We start from the raw sequence: 17,447 nt of genomic DNA, 5'->3' as shown, positions 1-17,447 counted from the left end.
AACATTGACTTCTAACCGCGTAACAGACATAACGCCTGCGCTACCGGCCAGTCAGATCTTCTCGCGTAACTCAACCAGAAATCCGCGAACGCGCTTCAATGAGTCGATGCATTCCATCTTATCGCGAACAGCCTGAGAGTCGTTCCGTAGCATGTCTTTTGCACCTTGCAATGTGAAGCCTTTTTCTTTCACCAGGTGAAAGATCGTCCTTACATGATCGATGTCTTCTTTGGTAAACTGACGATTGCCCTTCCTGTTCTTCTTGGGCTTGATGAGATCAAACTCCGATTCCCAAAAGCGAATCAATGAAGGAGCAACATTAAACATCTCGGAAACCTCGCCTATGGAGTAATAAAGTTTCTCGATTTCTTTTTCCTTGTAAGCCATCTTATTGAGCAAGGTAACTAATTAAACCATTCTCGGCAATGTGGATCCGGGTTTCAGGAAAATCTTTTTTGGTGAGCTCCTGTATCTTCTTAACCACCTGATTCATAGGGTCTATCCTGACACCAGTTGCATAAGTCTGGTAAGTAGAAATGATCTTCCCCTGATAGAATTTTCCTCTCTTGTCGGTATACACTTTAATGATGGGTGCGATGCCATTTACACCGTTTACGCTGATGCCTCGGTACGTACAAAAATTGCCCATGCTATAGGTAATGAATCTGTCTTTATAGACCTCAATAGCCCGTGTAACATGTGGACCATGCCCGAACACGATATCAGCACCGGCATCGATCAGCGTATGCGCAAATGCATAAACATCACCGCGGTCTTCGCCGTGAAAGATTTCATGGGTGCGTGGCACGTTCTGATACTGAGCGCCTTCAGCGCCACCATGGAAGGAGACGATGATAATATCAACGAGGGAATCCAGCTGTGCCACGAGCGCCTTTGCTCCTTCAATATCATTTAATTGGACGCATCCGCTGTTGGGAGCAAACGCCACCAGTCCGTATTTAACGCTGTCTTTTTCAAACACCGTAAACTTCTGGGCCTGCTGCCCCGCATGTTTTATACCCACAGAATCCAGCGTTCTCATGGAGCTCTGCCGTCCGGCTTCTCCAAAATCGCCGGCGTGATTGTTGGCAAGACTCATCATGTCAAAACCAGCACGAGTGAGATTGTCCACATAACGTGTTGGTGTACGGAAAACATAACACACCTTGGGATCTTTACAGGTCTTTGGCGTACCTCCCGAATTTAGCAGTGTACCTTCGAGATTACCAAACGTCATATCAGCGTCGGTGAGAACAGCCTCCACGTCGCGAAGCAAATGCCTTCCGTTTTCGGGCGGGAGTTTGTCTTCCGGATAGGTCGTTCCCATCATGATGTCTCCAACACCGATAATCGAGACAGTATCAGCGACGTTGCGGGCGGAATCAAGGGGAACACTCGCGATGGGAGCGATTATAGAATCCTTTTTTGAAGGATCTTGCGCCTGGATCGCTAAAACGTTGAAAGTCAGCCAAACTAACGCGGTGATTTTTACAATCTTCATTGTGGGCATTGATTTGGTGCAAATAAAGCAGGGATTCTTTTAGTGCGCAAAGGAAACACGATGTGCAGCCCACTTAAAGACCTTCATCCAAAACAGAATTCGTTCCCGCAACAGGAAGGCATTCAGCACGTTAAAATTTCAGAAAGTCTAGTCCAGAGGTTGACTCTGAGTCTGTGCAATCTCGATAAGCCTCTCGTATTCGCTATTGCTCAGATCGCGCTGAAAGAAATTGATAGGATTTACGTGCTTGCTATTCACAAGCACTTCATAGTGAAGATGCGCCGACTGCGAGGTTCCTGTGCTGCCCACGTATCCAATTACCTGTCCGCGTTTAACGCGGTCGCCTTCACTCACGATGAACTTGGATAAGTGAGCGTATCTGGTCTCATACCCGTGTCCATGATCTATATAGATTACCTTTCCGTATGAACTCGAACGATGCGCTGTTAAAATCACGCCATCGCCAGTGGCATACACCGGAGTACCCTTCGGGGCTGAGAAGTCCAGACCATTGTGGTCTTTCATTACATTGAAAATGGGATGCATTCGTGGCCCGTATGTCATGAACAGCTGATTGAGCTGCTTATTATTGATAGGCTGAATCGCAGGTCGTGATGACCACATTCTGATACGCTCATTCAATAGTTCATTAAGCTCCTCATAAGACTGCTCTTCAACGGTGAGCCTGCTTTGAAGTTTGTCAAGTGTGGAATAATCGACAACCAGGTTTGGTGCTTCACGTAGGGCGTCGCGATCGAACCGTTCACTACCACCTGAACCGCTGCTTCTTATTTCAGGCGACAATGGATCAGTATCCAGCACTACGCGATAATTGTGATCATCACGATCGATAAGTTTTTCCAGTGAAACCGATGACTTTTCAATTCGTTCTTCTACAATCTCCATCTCTGCTTTCAGCCGGAGATTCTCCTTCAATAGGATTTGATCTTCGACAGGACCAAAATGTAAAATGAACTGCGTATAGAACGCATACGTGAGATAAACTGTCAGTGCTGCGAAAATGACCTTGCGAAGTCGCGTTCTTCCATTTGGACGATATGACGCACGAGCCGGGTTTGCTGTAAGTTTGCTCATAAAGATCAGTCAAGTGATTGGTTTTGAGCTGCAGCGTGCGACAGAACGGCGCTGTACTGAGAAGAGGAAAGCCCCTCAAGCAGATAATTGACAGGATCAACTGCCTCGCCATTCTTGATTACTTCGTAATGCAAATGTGGTGCAACGGAGCCGCCACTGTTTCCAGATGAACCGATTACCTTTCCCTTGTATACACGCTGGCCACGACGAACATCAACGGCATCAAGATGTGCGTAACGGGTAACATATCCGTTACCATGATCGATTTCAATATAGTTACCGTAGCCTGCCGCCAGCGAAGTCTTTTTGACTGTGATTACTCTGCCCGGAGCAGTAGCAAATACAGCCGATCCCCTTGGGGCTGCGAAATCAACTCCCGGGTGATTGTACATTCCCTTGTGAAAGGGATTGATTCTTTCACCAAATCCCGACACCAGCAAGTCGATCTGTGTGTTGTCAACTGGCTGTATAGTAGGTATAGATTGTAGTGTTTCGATTTTTTCACGCGAGATGTGAAGTGTCGCGCCAAACTCAGCGTTAGTGCGGGCCGAGTGAGCAACCAGTTCAGTAGCTCTCCTGTCAACTGAACCAATTATAGAACGAAAGTCACCAGCACTGGCAAGTAGTACCCGCTCCTTATCGATTGTAGACTGTGATATAGTCCCTGGAGCCGTGTCAAATAATTTTGTGTGCAGGGTCTTGTCTATTTTAAGGAGCCGGGTCAGCGTTTGCTCGATGCCGTCAAGACGCCGTTCAAGGGTTGGCTGATGGTACGAAAGCAGCGCATTCTCTGCTCGCATTTTTTTTGTTGTTTCTGAATCGAATGCGAGATCGTGGATCACAATCAGGGCAGTTGCCAGCAAAATTGCAGTGCAAAATGCATTCACCAGAAACTTTATCCCGCGCGTCATTTGTCGCCCCGTCGGATAACGAAGATACGTTCCTGGGTTAAAGTGATACTTGAAGAAATGCATTTAAAATTGAGTCATTACAAGCTTATACATCAATTCTCAGGCCTCAAAAAAAACCGCAACCGAGCAACAAATCTCTGTGAACTGCTCTTAATTTTGTGCCTTGCCTTTTCAGCGCAAGCTAAAGGTAATAAAAACCACTAACTAAGCTAGTAAGCTGTTTAATATCAAGAGGATGGATTCTGCGTCGGTAAGACAAAAATTTCTGGATTTTTTCGCAAGCAAGGGTCACACGATAGTCCCTTCAGCACCTTTGGTGTTGAAAAATGATCCCACATTGTTGTTTACCAACTCAGGGATGGTGCAGTTCAAGGACAATTTCCTTGGCAACGCCAAACCTGTAAGCGCCCGCGTCGCGGACACTCAAAAATGTCTCCGCGTTTCAGGGAAGCACAACGATCTGGAGGAAGTCGGAATCGATACGTACCACCATACAATGTTCGAAATGTTGGGGAACTGGTCGTTCGGTGACTACTTTAAAAAAGAGGCAATCGAGTGGGCGTGGGAGCTTCTTACAGAGGTTTACAAATTGCCAAAAGACCGCCTTTACGTAAGCGTATTTAAAGGAGACGATGACGACAACCTTCCGTTCGATCAGGAAGCGTACGATCTATGGAAGTCTTTCGTGGCGGAAGACCGCATCATCAGGGGGAATAAAAAAGACAACTTCTGGGAAATGGCAGACCTCGGCCCATGCGGCCCATGCTCGGAGATTCACGTTGATCTTCGGCACGATGACGAGCGTAAGCGCACTCCAGGCCGAGACCTGGTCAATAATGACGATCCGCAAGTAATTGAGATCTGGAACCTGGTGTTCATGGAGTTCGAACGCTACTGGAATCCGGCAAAAGGCGGATCCTCAGAGATGCTTAAGTTTGACCTGGAGTACAAAGGTGCTGACAAAAAACAGGCTCGTGAAAAGTTGCGCTCAGCCCTCACGTTGCTCAAGCCACTTCCAAACAAAAATGTGGATACAGGCATGGGGTTCGAGCGACTCTGTCGCGCGATTAATCTGGTGGCCTCAAACTACGACACGGATGTTTTCACGCCTCTGATCCACTTCATTTCCGACAGGAGCGGGTTCCTATATCAATCCTCGTCGGCGGATGCTCATAAGCAACCCTCCAGCGAGAAGACTGACGTTGCCATGCGCGTAATTGCCGATCACATTCGCGCGGTTTCATTCGCTATCTCAGACGGTCAGCTACCATCAAACACAGGAGCAGGCTATGTAATCCGCCGGATTCTGCGACGTGCTGTTCGATATTATTATTCGTTCCTTAATATTAAGGAGCCTTTCCTCTTTACTCTTTGCCCTGTTCTTGCAAAACAATTGAAAGACGTTTTCCCGGAGCTATATAATCAGGAAGACTATGTTTCGAAGGTGATAAGAGAAGAGGAGCTATCATTTCTACGCACCCTGGATAAAGGACTTAAGCGTATTGAAATTCTTGAGTCAGAGCTCAAAGGCAAGGAACTTGGTGGGACATTAGTGTTCGAGTTGTATGATACATTCGGATTCCCGCTCGATCTCACTTCGCTGATTGCCAGGGAGCGTGGCTTCGACGTCGACGAAGATGGCTTCCGTGTGGAGATGGAAAAACAAAAAAGCCGTTCCAAAGCTGATGCGGCAAAAGAGACTGGCGACTGGGTACAGATCGGCGACGATCAAAAAACAAGCTTCATTGGATATGATAACCTCGAATCCGAGGTACGCATTCTCAAATACCGCAAGCTCAAACAAAAAAATAAAGAACTATACCAGCTCGTTTTTGATAAGACACCTTTCTACGCCGAAAGTGGAGGACAGGTTGGAGATACGGGATACATTGAAAACTCAAATGAGAAAATTGTTATCACCGATACCCGTAAGGAGAATGAACTGATCGTTCATATTGCAGATGCGTTGCCGGAGAACCTGCGCGCAACTTTCTACGCCGTCGTCGACAAACAAAAACGACAGCTCAGTGCTGACAACCACTCTGCGACCCACCTGCTTCATGCAGCCTTGCGTCAGGTGCTGGGTAAGCATGTTGAGCAGAAAGGATCTCTCGTGAATGATAAGCTCCTGCGCTTCGACTTCTCTCATTTTGCCGCCATGACCGACGAAGAAATCCGTCGCGTTGAAGATATCGTAAATGTTAAAGTGCGGGAGAATGTTAAACTGGACGAAAGAAGAAATGTTCCTATTGCCGATGCGAAGAAGCTTGGTGCAATGGCGCTGTTCGGTGAAAAATACGGCGACTTCGTAAGGGTGATCACCTTCGATCCATCTTTCTCCGTCGAGTTGTGCGGAGGTACGCACGTTGCGGCAACCGGTCAGATAGGTCTTTTTAAGATCGTGTCGGAAAGCTCTGTTGCTGCCGGTGTGCGACGCATAGAAGCGATCACTGCGACTGAAGCCGACAAATATGTTCGCGAGACTTCGGAACTGGTAGAAACACTAAGAACGCTTCTGAAGAATCCAAAGGATCTTGTTGCTACAACGAAAGCCCTACTGGAAGAAAGGAGTGCGCTGGAGAAAAAGGTTGAGGCTTTCCATCAGGAACAGGCCAACGCCATTAAAGACAACCTTGCAGCGCGCGCTAAGAAGCACAACGGCTACAGTGTGATCATTGAGAAAGTCACTGTGCCGGATGCAGACTCATTAAAGAATATCGCCTATGGTTTGCGCAATCAGTTCGACGACCTGGTGATGGTGCTTGCTGCTAATATCGACAGCAAACCTCAGGTAGCGGTGATGATCGGCGCGTCAGTTGCCGAACAGAAAGTGTTTCACGCCGGCAACATGGTGAAAGAACTTGCCCGTGAAATCGACGGTGGAGGAGGGGGCCAACCTTTCTTTGCAACTGCAGGCGGAAAGAAGCTCGAAGGCCTGGATGCTGTACTGGAAAAGGCGAGGGCGATAATAATTAAGAATTAAGAGTTAAGAATTAAGAATTAGCTATCAGCCTTGCGGCTGACGAATTCGCGACCAAAGTCGCGGCCATATATGGCGGGTAGCCGATAGCTAATTCTTAACTCATAGGTCTTAATTTCTCCTTTCCTTATCAAACTTGAGAATACCACGAATAACCCTATCTTTCCAGATATTTTTTGTTTATGGAGAAGGCGGTCAGAGATAAATACACAGCAGTCATCGGATTGGAGGTGCACGCGCAGCTGCTGACTAAAAGCAAAATCTATAACAGCGATTCTGCAGAATATGGCAGCCTTCCCAATACAAACGTTGGCGTTATAACCCTTGCTCATCCCGGTACATTGCCGAGATTAAACAGGAAGGTGGTCGAATACGCAATTAAGATGGGATTGGCTTGTCATTCGAAGATCAGTCGGTTTAACATCTTCGATCGCAAAAACTATTTCTATCCCGACCTTCCGAAGGGCTATCAGATCACGCAGGACCGCACACCTATCTGCATTGGTGGTTATATCACTATTGACAATAAGGAAGGAAGCAGGAACGTAGAATTGCATCGCATTCATATTGAAGAGGATGCCGGCAAGTCAATTCACCTTGCAACTGAGACAGATACTCTGGTTGATTTCAATCGCGCAGGTGTTGCGTTGATTGAAATAGTAAGTCAGCCGGACATCAAGACTTCTGAAGAAGCATATGCTTATCTAACCGAGGTGCGAAAGCTGGTGAGGTACCTGGACATCTGCGACGGAAATATGGAAGAAGGTTCGTTGCGCTGTGATGCCAACATATCGATCATGCCTGTCGGGTCGAGGGTGTTTGGAAAGAAAGTCGAGGTGAAGAATATGAACTCGATCCGGAACGTCCAGCGCGCCATTGACCATGAGATCGAGCGTCAGATCATCGAAACTGAAAAAGGTAATGTGATCTTTTCAGAGACAAGAACATTCGACGCTAACACCGGTCTTACGTATGGGATGCGGACCAAAGAAGAACTGAACGACTACAGATATTTTCCTGATCCCGACTTAAGTCCTATGGTCGTATCAGAAAAGTGGCTGGCTGATATAGGGGCGTCAATGCCTGCATTGCCAAGGGATCTTTACAATAAGTATGTCACGGAATACAAATTGTCATCGTATGATGCACATGTGTTGACGGACACTAAGGACGTGGCGATGTACTTCGAGAAGGTTTGTGCACTCACTAAAAATTATAAGGCTGCATCCAACTGGGTAATGGGGCCAGTGAAATCTTATCTTAATGATCTGTCGTTGACAGCTGATGAATTTCCAGTCTCGCCCGCGCTGCTTGCCGAGTTGATGAATCTCGTTGAAGCAGGCAAGATCAGTTTTTCACAGGCATCACAGCGTGTATTTCCAGGGTTGCTTAAGAACCCGTCGAAATCAGCGCTCGATGTGGCGCAGGGCCTTAATGTCATTCAGGACAGCAGCGAAGATTCAATGCTGCCAATAATTGATCAGATCCTGAAAGAATTTCCATTGAAAGTGGAGGAGTATAAAAGCGGGAAAAAGGGAATCGTTGGAATGTTCATGGGTGAACTCATGAAGCGCAGTAAGGGGAAGGCGGATCCTAAAGTCGCCAATGCCTTAATCACCAAAAAGCTTGAGGAAGTATGATTGGGAGTGAACCTGTGTCGCTCGTAAACAATTGAAATATGCGTAATAAGATTAGTTTATACTTTGTTGTTTTTGCCTTCTGCCTGTCGTGCTCGTTTTCGACGAAGGACAATTCGGTTAACACCGAATCGTCGGATGCGGCTGCACTGCCATGGACCGTCACTGTTAAAGGCAAAGTAGGGTTCCCCGAGCAGGGCGGACAAATCATTATACAAGAGATGCGGAACGGGGGAGGTGGCTGGTCGGACACGATCAAGCTTCGCAGCAACTATACTTATTCCAAGAAAGTATCACTTACGCAGCCTGGTTATTACAAGATCAATTTCTTCAATAAGCAGATGGTCGACTTTATACTTTATAAGAGTAACATCGAGGTGAATGCAGATGGAAACAATCCGAATGGCTTTGCCGAAGTAAAGGATTCGCCGGAAATTGATCTTATCCGAAAGGTTCAACAGATTAAGTCGGACGCAGAGTCATCACCTGCGATAGCAAAGCTTAATGAAGAATTTGTGGCGGCGTCAAATGCCCATGATCAACAAAAGATGCTTGCTCTTCAACAACAATACTTTGCAGAGATTAAAACAAGCAACGACAAAATTGCCGAACTGCTAAAACAATCGCCGCCTTCGCTTGGAGTAATTAATATGCTGACGAGCGGTGTGTTGGATCGCGATGCTTATTTTGATACTTATCTCGCTGTATCTCAAAAGTTGGAGAAGGAATGGGCCAGCTACGATCATGCTAAGGAGTTCATTAAGACGGTGAATTCTATGAAGTCGATTGCCATTGGACAACCTGCCCCGGAAATTGCTTTACCCGATACTACCGGGCAGATCGTAAAACTCTCTTCCTTCAAAGGTAAATATGTCCTCGTTGACTTCTGGGCCAAGTGGTGTGGTCCATGCCGCCAGGAGAATCCAAACGTTGTTCGCGCGTTCAACAAATACAAGGACAAAGGATTCACTGTATTTGGTGTATCACTCGACAGATCTAAAGAGGACTGGCTTCAGGCGATTCGCAAGGATGGCCTTACCTGGACACACGTCTCTGATTTGAAATACTGGAACTCGGAGGCTGCGAAAACCTATAATATAAACGGCATTCCGTTCTCAGTATTATTGGACAAGAATGGAGTCATCATCGCGAAAAATCTTCGCGGACCAGCGCTTGAAAAGAAGCTGGAAGAGGTTCTCAGATAAAATCGCGTAACGAATCTATGACAAGGCTACTCATACTATTGGCTGGTTCGGTATTGACCAGCTCGGTATTCCTGTTATCCTGTAAAAAAGGAGAGGAATCAGCCGCACCTGCGATCACATATGAGCTTGCAAATTTTCGAATCGAGTCAGAAGGTGGTTGCCGCGCCGACTCTTCCCGTTGTGCCAGTTATGAAGTAAGCTATCCAGTTTTCAAAGGATTGGATTCAACAGTTGTGAATGAATTGAGAAGACAAATTGACGCAAGCGTATCAATGGGTAATCCAGAGGCACAGGGAGAGAGCATGCAGACAATAGGGAAGAAGTTCGTGAGTGACTTTGATGACTTTAAAAAGGAAATGCCCGACTATGGCATGGGATGGTATTATGAGGCAGGCGTTAACGTGGAAGTATTGACCGATACACTGCTGTCGCTCTCTGTAACCGAGGAGTACTTTACGGGAGGAGCGCACGGTGGCCACGGCACCTACTACATCAACATCAACCCAAGGACTGGTAAGGAATTTACACTCGATAATTACTTTAAGCCGAATTACGAAGAGTCACTTAGAGACATAGGTGATCGCCTGTTTCGTCGTGCACATGAAATCGCTGATACCGCGTCATTGCAGGAGAACATGTTCGAATTTCCCGACGACCGTTTTGAGCTTAATCAAAACTACGGCTTCACAAAAGAAGGACTTGTTTTCTACTATAACAGTTACGAGATCGCAGCATATGCTGCTGGCCCAACGGAAGTATTGATATCCTACGATTCGCTGAAACCGTTTATCCGGCAATAGTTTTATTGGATCCTCATTGTATAAGAATCCAACGATGCTTCAGTGACTTGTTATCGCGTGTGAATCCGCTATCCCTTCTGCTACCGGATCAGAGGTTCAACTCTTGTATAAGTCGTTGGCTGTTTAAGGACTAACATTTAAGGTACCCTCCGTTTTTGTTGTGGCTATAGCAACTCAATTAAACGTGAAGGCCTTTACGCATCTCTCTGAATAAAGTTTTAGGCCGTTACCAGTATCACCTAAATGCATTAATAAGCGTCAGGGCTAATTGACGCAAATTCATGTCACGAACTACTGAGCTTTTTCTGGAAAAGAGAAGCTGTTTTGGAAATGGGTCTCGGATTGGGATGGTTGGTGCGCCGGGATCCACGAAATTAGGCTGTATTGAAGGTTTGGCGCTGTGGCCTGGCAATTGAAATAATCCAGGAAACAACGACGACCCCCATGATACTCCAGTTCTTCTTCCGCCAGATGTCCCTGAGTCAGAAAGTAAATTACCTTCAATCAAAAGGCGTTTCTCTGGGTAGCCGCATTAAGAATGGCCGCAAGCTTCACATCTACATGGTGAGAAATCTCTTTGTGGAAGTGGTTTATAAGAACGATGATGAACATGGATCAGCCGAGAAGGTGCACATTTTGAGTGGCCTTAAGAATCTGAACAGTTATCTCGAAAAGGAATTCAAGACATCGTTTTAATTCCTCTCTTTCGCGAAATCTTCTCGCCCGCACGAAGCACAAGCTTTAAGGCAAGCATTTAATTCGGATTAAGGCAAAAGCCCGTTGTGCAACCTCATCATGTACATGCCTGCAATTCAAAGACTTTAACAAATCCGTTGAGCATTGATACGGATGAGTTAATATGACATTATCAATGTCGATACGGGATATCAAATCAGCAAGGATTATCCTGTACCTCCCGGCGCATTCCTCTGTATCATAATCGCTATTTTGTCTAACATGCCCGCAGAGAGGTGTTGTTGCATTCCCGGGAATGGGAAATAATAACGTTGAAAATCATTTACGCGGACGCCAGTAGTTGATGAAGTCTCTGGTGCTCCCGGGCGTTGATCAGTCACATTCGCAGTTGTTCCTGTTTCAAAGAGCGGTGATGACGCTGCTGATGAATTTGTGTTGTTTGATTCCGGTGCATGCATTGTCATTTCGGAGGTGAACGTTACGGTGTTGAATGCTGCTTGTTCGAACGCTGGGTTGATTTCGGAGGTAAACGTTGAGTCGTTGATTGTCCCTTCTTCGGACTTTGTGTTTTCCCTGTTCTCCATTGCAGAGGTATTCAACGCATTAATTGCCTGTAACAAGTCCGTTGCCTTTGCCATCGTCGTTTGTAATTCATGCAGGCAATGGTTTAACGCTTTAGTCATATCCGACAGCTGTTGCTTTAACTGATTCGAATCGAATACCGGGGTATCGATAGTGCCGGCGGATGCGGGCGGCGTTTCAATGATGGTGGCCGGGCTGGTTAGGGATTTGACAGGTGCCGCGCCTTCCGAATTAATTTTCGGAAGTGACGGCCGGTAATCTTTCAAAGCCTGTGCAATCGCTTCTTCGTAGTCAGATGGATTTGCATAGATCGTGCGCAATGCATCGCCTCTTGCAGCTGTAAGCGCATTAGACGATTGCCTGGACTTTGCTAATGCGATATAGCGTTCTAGTTGCACGGGGTCGGATAATAGTTGCGCTGCCATCAACGATGCCACCTTGAATATGCAGCGGCAACGCATTTGCTTTGGCGAAGGCGGTTTGCTGCTTGGTGCAGGTTTTTTCGTAATGACGGTTTTGCCATTGTAATTTTTAAATACGAGGGTCTCGCCCAGCATGCCGGTGGCCTTCTGAGTAAGTGGGTTGTTGTTTCCTAGTGCCATGAGAGTGGTCCTTTAATTCGTTTCATTTTGTTTGTTTGATCAAGTCGATCGCTCCAGTTAATACCAGGAGAAGCGAAAGGTCACGACCTGATAAGACGAATTGTAATTTTTTCAATTGGGTCTTCGCCTGCGCTGCAGTTTCTGCGTTTGACGCTCAGGCGCCATTGCAGGAAGTGCCAGGCGGTATCGGCAGCAGTTAAAAAGGTCAACGGCACACTTATCGGACCAGGTGCATTTTTAGTGTCCACAATTTGCGCACGTCACGGGAGGAAGATCTTCCGTTGTTCAATGGAAAGCAGGCTGGCATCCAAAACTGATTTTGGAAATTTCAATCCGTCGCCGACAGCGAGAATAAAGGTCGATGCCGCCTCACAGCCACGAAGAGTGTACGATGAGTGTCGATTTAGTGAAGGATGAGTGTAGGATGATTCGGGGTCGCTCGTGTTGCGCAAACGTGTTGCGGGAGGAGTTGCAGGACGAAGTAGCAGAATCAAAGATAGATCTAAATCATGAATTCTTCAATTCCTGGCGCATGGTGTAAACGAAATCAGGGCAGGTGCTGATGCTGATTTCGAAGGACCAAAATGCTCACTGGTTTAGACTTCCAACTCGCGAGAAGATCTTCAGGAATACCCTTATTGAAATCCAACGCGGTTAATAGAATGTCCTTGTCTCCGTCACTGTCAACATCCTCAGCACTGATACGAAGCCATCGTCCTTCTCTCGCCAACGGCGTGGTATGCGGGACATATCCATTCTTTGTATTCTCGAAATAGATGAACCCCTGCTCCGGGGATTTGTCAAATTGAGGAAAAAAAGAGACAGCAGCAATATCCACATCACCATCCTTGTCAAAGTCATCAGCAACTGCTTCCGACGCCCCGTGCATATTGTAGAACCATGACTCTTTGAACTCGTTCTTTCCGTTGTTCAGATAAATGCGCACGCCATGGTAGGGCTTTAATACCATAGAGTAGTCAGCGTTGTCGCCGTTGGTATACAAGATGTCATCGTTACCGTCGCCATTAAAGTCGACTAGATCAAAGTAGCTTGATCCGTATACCGGAGGAAAAGTCAACAATGTTGTCTGTCGGAATTCGAGCCTTCCCTGATTCAGCAGGAGTATCAAACGTTCATCACCCTGCGACATCAGGGCCATGATATCAGGCATACCGTTGTTGTCGAAATCCCGAATAATAGTCTTGCGAGCACCCGGAAGGTTGACCAGTACACGGCGTTCGAAAGTGCCGTTCCCACGATTTCTAAACGCCGTTAGATTCCCGGTATAATTACCGAAAGAGCAGATAACATAGTCTGAAAGACCGTCGCCGTCAAGATCGGCTGAAGTCACATGCACAGGACGTTTAAGTGAATCAATCATAGTCGACTTTTCACCGTTTTGCATGTTCAGATGGATCAGTTTTCCCTTAGCCTGATCGTTAGGGTCCATGATCCCCATCAGAAGTACTGTAAGTTGATTGTCGTTCTCATTAAGGATCATCGAGGGCGGACTTTCCAGTGAAAAGGAATCTGTCGGTGAGAATTGAGTATTTAGCCGATACAACTTGCTTAGGCGGCTTCCTACTAAATAAGAACTATCGTCTTTTGCGGGCGAGGTGAATGTATGTAAAGGGAACGCACCAACGCGATATTTCTCGGGAGTAAACAGATCTAACGTCTGGTCTATACGTCCGTCATCAGAGACCGCCATGCTTTCAGGAGCATTCTTTTGATAGTAACGCTGTATCGCCTGCCATTGCTCCTCCGAAACCATCGACTGCGCGGGAAGGATCCTTAAGACTTCAGCCTGGTCTGCCTTCGAAAGCGTTGGCAGCTGAGAGATATCGCGCCCCATCCGGAACGACATCTGTGGCATCACAGAAGTTTCCCAGGTTTCTCTGGGAAGTAGTTTTGCATCGGGAAATGTATGACAGCTGCTGCAATACTGACGAGCAGTTTGCTCATCTTTTTCTTCCTGCGAAAGACAACTTGTAAGCAGGCCACAGATCATGACAATGAAGAACACTTCCCGGTAGCTCAAAATATCGGTGGCTAATGTTTAATCTTATGAGAGTATTGAAGACTGATTTGCGAACGAATCAGAACGAATTAGTGAAGCAGTAAGCGAGGATATTTGCTCCCATACGCAATGCTTCCTGGCGTTTCTCCTCAGGGTCATTGTGAATGCGCTGGTCTTCCCATCCGTTTCCGAGGTCGCACTCGTAAGAATAAAATACAACGAGACGTCCCTGGTAAATGAGACCCAGACCCTGTGACGGCTTGCCATCATGTTCATGTATCTTTGGCAGTCCCTTTGGGAAGTCAAATTTTTGATGATAGATAGGATGATCGAACGGTAAGTCTACAAATTCCAGCTCGGGAAATACCTTTTTCATTTCCAGGCGGACGAATTTATCGAGTCCGTAATTGTCGTCAATATGAAGAAATCCACCTGCGACGAGGTACTTTCTGAGATTGGCCGCTTCGGCATCACTAAAGACCACGTTGCCGTGACCCGTCATATACACGTAAGGATAGAGGAATAAGTCACGACTTCCGACTTCTACCACGTCTTCCTCGGTGTCCAGATTCGTTCCGTTCTCCGAATTTGAGAATTTTATCAGGTTCGGAAGTGCTGTCTTGTTGGCGTACCAATCGCCACCCCCAGCATACTTCAACTTCGCTATCCTCGGAAGAATCTGGGCATGGCCTGCTTGGATCAGGCACAAACATGTCAAGATTGTAATGAACCTTACACGCATTATTACATCCCTCTGTTTATCAAACCCCTAAAGTGGAAAAAAATTTCCTTTGTATTAAACCATTTGCAGAATCCGTGATCAAATAGCGGAAACCGCAAACTCCACCACCAATCCACTTGTCATGAACACGAAGTTCTTAAAACGCAGCAGCACGGGAATGATCCTCGCGATCTTTTTAATGCTGTCCTGTAAGGAGGAGGATCGCCTTACCTTGGGCGATACTCAGGAAATTACGGAGGAATCTGTAACTGATTCTTATTTCCTCGACCTCGACGACATGGCCACAGTAGCCATTGCAGCGCCTTCTGATAATCAGTACAGCGGAGGCCGTGTAGCGACGACAATCACCATCACGGACTCACGTTTTTGTGCCAATGCAGTCGTTACGATTACACCTGGTCCGAATTCAACACTCAGTTCACCGAACGGGGTGCTGACCGTGGATTTCGGCAGTGGATGTACTGACGCACGGGGTAATGTTCGCACTGGAAAGCTCATATTTACTTACAATAAGTGGCGATTTCAACCGGGCTCAACAATTATTACCACCACTAATAATTACACAATCAACGGCTGGAAGTTGGAAGGAACCCGGACACTTACCAATCTCAATTCGGATTCAGATGATGAAACCGTCGCCAGAAAATTTAGTGCTGTTCTTGAAAACGGAAAGGCAACCTTCGTGGATGGCACAACTGCCCTGCGCGAATCGGATATCACCTGGCAATGGAACCGCGCTACAAATGCAGCAGATGACTTCCTGACGATCCTGGAGACTAGTTCTGCCAGCGGGACCACCACAGACGGAAGCCTTTACGACGTGATGGTGTATGAGTCACTCATCTATAAGCGCAATTGCGGCATTGCCGTTAGCGGTATCAAGAAATACTCTGTGAACAAAAAGGAGATTACCATTGACTATGGAGATGGCAATTGCGACAAGTCAGTTGTGGTCACAGTGAACGGTACCTCCCGCAATTATACGATAAACTAAGGGGCCTTTTTGGCCTTGTTCGGAAATACATTTGTCCCCCGAAAAACCAAAATGGCCTCAAGCTGTTTTGGTTTTTTATTTTTGGCTAATTTTCCGCATGAAGCAATATCTCGACCTGATGCAGGACATACTGCACACAGGTACTTTCAAGAGCGACCGCACAGGAACTGGCACTTTATCGGTTTTTGGACGTCAGCTGCGGTTTGATCTCGCCGAAGGATTTCCCCTGGTGACAACCAAGAAACTTCACTTGCGCTCAATTATTTACGAGCTGCTATGGTTTCTAAACGGGGATACGAATATCAAGTATCTGAAAGACAACGGGGTGAGCATCTGGGACGAATGGGCTGATGAAAATGGGGAACTCGGGCCTGTGTACGGGCATCAATGGCGCAGCTGGCCAGCTCCTGACGGACGACATATAGATCAGATATCACAGGTTATGGCCCAAATTAAGGCTAAACCGGATTCCCGCCGGCATATAGTGAGTGCATGGAACCCCGCGGAGGTCGACAAGATGGCGCTGCCACCGTGCCATGCGTTGTTTCAGTTTTACGTTGCTGACGGTAAACTGTCGTGTCAACTCTATCAGCGAAGCGCCGATTACTTCCTTGGCGTGCCTTTCAATATTGCTTCCTACGCGCTGCTGACACAGATGGTAGCACAGCAATGTGATCTTCTGGCAGGTGAGTTCGTGTGGACGGGAGGTGATGTTCACATTTACAGCAATCACGTGGAGCAGGCTAAGCTCCAGCTTACGAGGACGCCTTATCCAATGCCCTCGGTACTCATAAAGCGCAAACCTGATGACCTTTTCAGTTACCGTTTCGAGGACTTTGAAATTGTGAACTACCAGGCGCATCCTTCGATCAAGGCGCCCATAGCCGTTTGATTTCTATTCCGGGACAAAGAATAGTGATCGCAGCTAATTTTTTTGCCCTATGTAGGGGCAGAGGTGTAACAATTATATCCTTTCATCGACAGATTCCGTATTCTAAAGCGATATGCCTGAAAAAAGCAGCGTTTTCGATATGATTGGCCCCGTCATGATCGGTCCTTCCAGTTCTCACACTGCAGGTGTAGTGCGTATTGGTCGCGCTGCGTTGAAAATACTTGGCGGTGTTCCCGACGAGGCGGAGATCACTTTCTATAATTCTTTCGCCCGTACTTATGAAGGGCACGGAAGTGATCGCGCGATAGTTGCCGGACTGCTCGATTTTAAAGCCGATGACCCGCGGATTAAAGAAGCGTTCGACCACGCCTCGAAGTCCGGACTGAAATATCACTTCAGATCTGTAGGAAATGCCTCTACGTTGCACCCAAACACGATTAAACTGCATCTTAAAAAGGGTGGGCGTGAGGTTGAGGTGATCGGCGAGAGCCGTGGCGGTGGCATGATCAATATTGCTGAGGTTGATGGCTTCAAGGCAGACTTTACGGCAAATCTTCACACCCTGATTATTACAGCAAGCGACGTGGCCGGAAGCGTAGGATTTATTGCAACGGTCCTGGCACACGACGAATGCAATATCGCGACCATGTCGGTGTCGCGAAAAGGCAAACACGACCTGGCTTGTTTGGTTATTGAAATGGATTCCGGCCTGAAGCCTGTAACATTAGCTTACCTGCAGAGTCTTAGCTGGGTCAAACAAATCGTTTACATACCCGATATCGATCGATGA

15 protein-coding genes are annotated in these 17,447 nt (G+C 46.9%); 8 read left to right on the top strand and 7 right to left on the bottom strand.

Annotation, left to right across the window (positions count from 1 at the left end; all coding sequences use genetic code 11):
- Positions 1-51: 51 nt before the first annotated feature.
- The 4 genes from WBG78_RS29725 to WBG78_RS29710 form a co-directional block, all read right to left on the bottom strand.
- Positions 52-387, bottom strand: coding sequence for a MerR family transcriptional regulator (locus WBG78_RS29725; protein WP_337330183.1), 336 nt, complete (start codon positions 385-387; stop codon positions 52-54).
- A gap of 1 nt (position 388) precedes the next feature.
- On the bottom strand, positions 389-1,501 hold the full coding sequence (locus WBG78_RS29720; RefSeq protein ID WP_337330182.1) for a CapA family protein: 1,113 nt from the start codon (positions 1,499-1,501) through the stop codon (positions 389-391).
- Positions 1,502-1,648: 147 nt separating this feature from the next.
- A complete protein-coding gene (locus WBG78_RS29715; RefSeq protein ID WP_337330181.1) occupies positions 1,649-2,596 on the bottom strand; it encodes a M23 family metallopeptidase in 948 nt (315 codons plus the stop codon).
- A gap of 5 nt (positions 2,597-2,601) precedes the next feature.
- Entirely contained in the window at positions 2,602-3,570 is a 969-nt protein-coding gene (locus WBG78_RS29710) for a M23 family metallopeptidase (RefSeq protein ID WP_337330180.1), read from the bottom strand.
- Positions 3,571-3,742: 172 nt separating this feature from the next.
- Here WBG78_RS29710 and alaS point away from each other — a divergent pair, with 172 nt between their 5' ends.
- The 5 genes from alaS (at position 3,743) to WBG78_RS29685 (ending at position 10,825) form a co-directional block, all read left to right on the top strand.
- On the top strand, positions 3,743-6,490 hold the full coding sequence (alaS, locus tag WBG78_RS29705) for an alanine--tRNA ligase (RefSeq protein ID WP_337330179.1): 2,748 nt from the start codon (positions 3,743-3,745) through the stop codon (positions 6,488-6,490).
- A 179-nt stretch (positions 6,491-6,669) separates the two neighbouring features.
- Positions 6,670-8,127 (top strand): Asp-tRNA(Asn)/Glu-tRNA(Gln) amidotransferase subunit GatB, encoded by a 1,458-nt coding sequence (gene gatB / locus WBG78_RS29700; protein ID WP_337330178.1) that lies wholly within the window; start codon positions 6,670-6,672, stop codon positions 8,125-8,127.
- Positions 8,128-8,165: 38 nt separating this feature from the next.
- Positions 8,166-9,329: a TlpA family protein disulfide reductase gene (locus WBG78_RS29695; protein WP_337330177.1), complete on the top strand. Its 1,164-nt coding sequence runs from the start codon at positions 8,166-8,168 to the stop codon at positions 9,327-9,329.
- A 17-nt stretch (positions 9,330-9,346) separates the two neighbouring features.
- Positions 9,347-10,129 carry an RsiV family protein gene (locus tag WBG78_RS29690; RefSeq protein WP_337330176.1) on the top strand — a complete coding sequence of 261 codons (783 nt, stop codon included), beginning with the start codon at positions 9,347-9,349 and terminating at the stop codon, positions 10,127-10,129.
- Positions 10,130-10,573: 444 nt separating this feature from the next.
- Positions 10,574-10,825 carry a hypothetical protein gene (locus WBG78_RS29685; protein WP_337330175.1) on the top strand — a complete coding sequence of 84 codons (252 nt, stop codon included), beginning with the start codon at positions 10,574-10,576 and terminating at the stop codon, positions 10,823-10,825.
- Positions 10,826-11,031: 206 nt separating this feature from the next.
- Here WBG78_RS29685 and WBG78_RS29680 read toward each other — a convergent pair whose 3' ends face one another.
- The 3 genes from WBG78_RS29680 to WBG78_RS29670 all read right to left on the bottom strand — a co-directional run bounded on the left by WBG78_RS29680 (position 11,032) and on the right by WBG78_RS29670 (position 14,771).
- Positions 11,032-12,009 (bottom strand): hypothetical protein, encoded by a 978-nt coding sequence (locus WBG78_RS29680; protein WP_337330174.1) that lies wholly within the window; start codon positions 12,007-12,009, stop codon positions 11,032-11,034.
- 547 nt (positions 12,010-12,556) lie between these two features.
- The gene (locus WBG78_RS29675; protein ID WP_337330173.1) at positions 12,557-14,050 is read right to left on the bottom strand and encodes an FG-GAP repeat domain-containing protein; all 1,494 of its coding nucleotides are present in this window, start codon (positions 14,048-14,050) and stop codon (positions 12,557-12,559) included.
- A gap of 58 nt (positions 14,051-14,108) precedes the next feature.
- On the bottom strand, positions 14,109-14,771 hold the full coding sequence (locus WBG78_RS29670; protein ID WP_443092813.1) for a DUF4159 domain-containing protein: 663 nt from the start codon (positions 14,769-14,771) through the stop codon (positions 14,109-14,111).
- A 121-nt stretch (positions 14,772-14,892) separates the two neighbouring features.
- Between WBG78_RS29670 and WBG78_RS29665 the strand changes: the two genes are divergently transcribed.
- From WBG78_RS29665 to sdaAB, 3 genes are all read left to right on the top strand, one after another.
- Positions 14,893-15,765 (top strand): hypothetical protein, encoded by an 873-nt coding sequence (locus WBG78_RS29665; protein ID WP_337330171.1) that lies wholly within the window; start codon positions 14,893-14,895, stop codon positions 15,763-15,765.
- A gap of 97 nt (positions 15,766-15,862) precedes the next feature.
- Entirely contained in the window at positions 15,863-16,657 is a 795-nt protein-coding gene (thyA, locus tag WBG78_RS29660; protein ID WP_337330170.1) for a thymidylate synthase, read from the top strand.
- A 112-nt stretch (positions 16,658-16,769) separates the two neighbouring features.
- Positions 16,770-17,447, top strand: coding sequence for an L-serine ammonia-lyase, iron-sulfur-dependent subunit beta (sdaAB, locus tag WBG78_RS29655; RefSeq protein ID WP_337330169.1), 678 nt, complete (start codon positions 16,770-16,772; stop codon positions 17,445-17,447).

The sequence above is a fragment of the Chryseolinea sp. T2 genome (assembly GCF_037203685.1).
In the GTDB taxonomy this organism is placed as follows: Bacteria; Bacteroidota; Bacteroidia; order Cytophagales; family Cyclobacteriaceae; genus Chryseolinea.
Note: the sequence above shows the minus strand (reverse complement) of the source record. Positions and strands in the feature narration are given on the sequence as shown.

What these genes read in the sequence shown, in the direction of transcription:
- WBG78_RS29725 (WP_337330183.1), bottom strand. Translation starts at nt 387, where the DNA reads ATGGCTTACAAGGAAAAAGAAATCGAGAAACTTTATTACTCCATAGGC.
- WBG78_RS29720 (WP_337330182.1), bottom strand. Translation starts at nt 1,501, where the DNA reads ATGAAGATTGTAAAAATCACCGCGTTAGTTTGGCTGACTTTCAACGTT.
- WBG78_RS29715 (WP_337330181.1), bottom strand. Translation starts at nt 2,596, where the DNA reads ATGAGCAAACTTACAGCAAACCCGGCTCGTGCGTCATATCGTCCAAAT.
- WBG78_RS29710 (WP_337330180.1), bottom strand. Translation starts at nt 3,570, where the DNA reads ATGCATTTCTTCAAGTATCACTTTAACCCAGGAACGTATCTTCGTTAT.
- alaS (WP_337330179.1), top strand. Translation starts at nt 3,743, where the DNA reads ATGGATTCTGCGTCGGTAAGACAAAAATTTCTGGATTTTTTCGCAAGC.
- gatB (WP_337330178.1), top strand. Translation starts at nt 6,670, where the DNA reads ATGGAGAAGGCGGTCAGAGATAAATACACAGCAGTCATCGGATTGGAG.
- WBG78_RS29695 (WP_337330177.1), top strand. Translation starts at nt 8,166, where the DNA reads ATGCGTAATAAGATTAGTTTATACTTTGTTGTTTTTGCCTTCTGCCTG.
- WBG78_RS29690 (WP_337330176.1), top strand. Translation starts at nt 9,347, where the DNA reads ATGACAAGGCTACTCATACTATTGGCTGGTTCGGTATTGACCAGCTCG.
- WBG78_RS29685 (WP_337330175.1), top strand. Translation starts at nt 10,574, where the DNA reads ATGATACTCCAGTTCTTCTTCCGCCAGATGTCCCTGAGTCAGAAAGTA.
- WBG78_RS29680 (WP_337330174.1), bottom strand. Translation starts at nt 12,009, where the DNA reads ATGGCACTAGGAAACAACAACCCACTTACTCAGAAGGCCACCGGCATG.
- WBG78_RS29670 (WP_443092813.1), bottom strand. Translation starts at nt 14,771, where the DNA reads ATGCGTGTAAGGTTCATTACAATCTTGACATGTTTGTGCCTGATCCAA.
- WBG78_RS29665 (WP_337330171.1), top strand. Translation starts at nt 14,893, where the DNA reads ATGAACACGAAGTTCTTAAAACGCAGCAGCACGGGAATGATCCTCGCG.
- thyA (WP_337330170.1), top strand. Translation starts at nt 15,863, where the DNA reads ATGAAGCAATATCTCGACCTGATGCAGGACATACTGCACACAGGTACT.
- sdaAB (WP_337330169.1), top strand. Translation starts at nt 16,770, where the DNA reads ATGCCTGAAAAAAGCAGCGTTTTCGATATGATTGGCCCCGTCATGATC.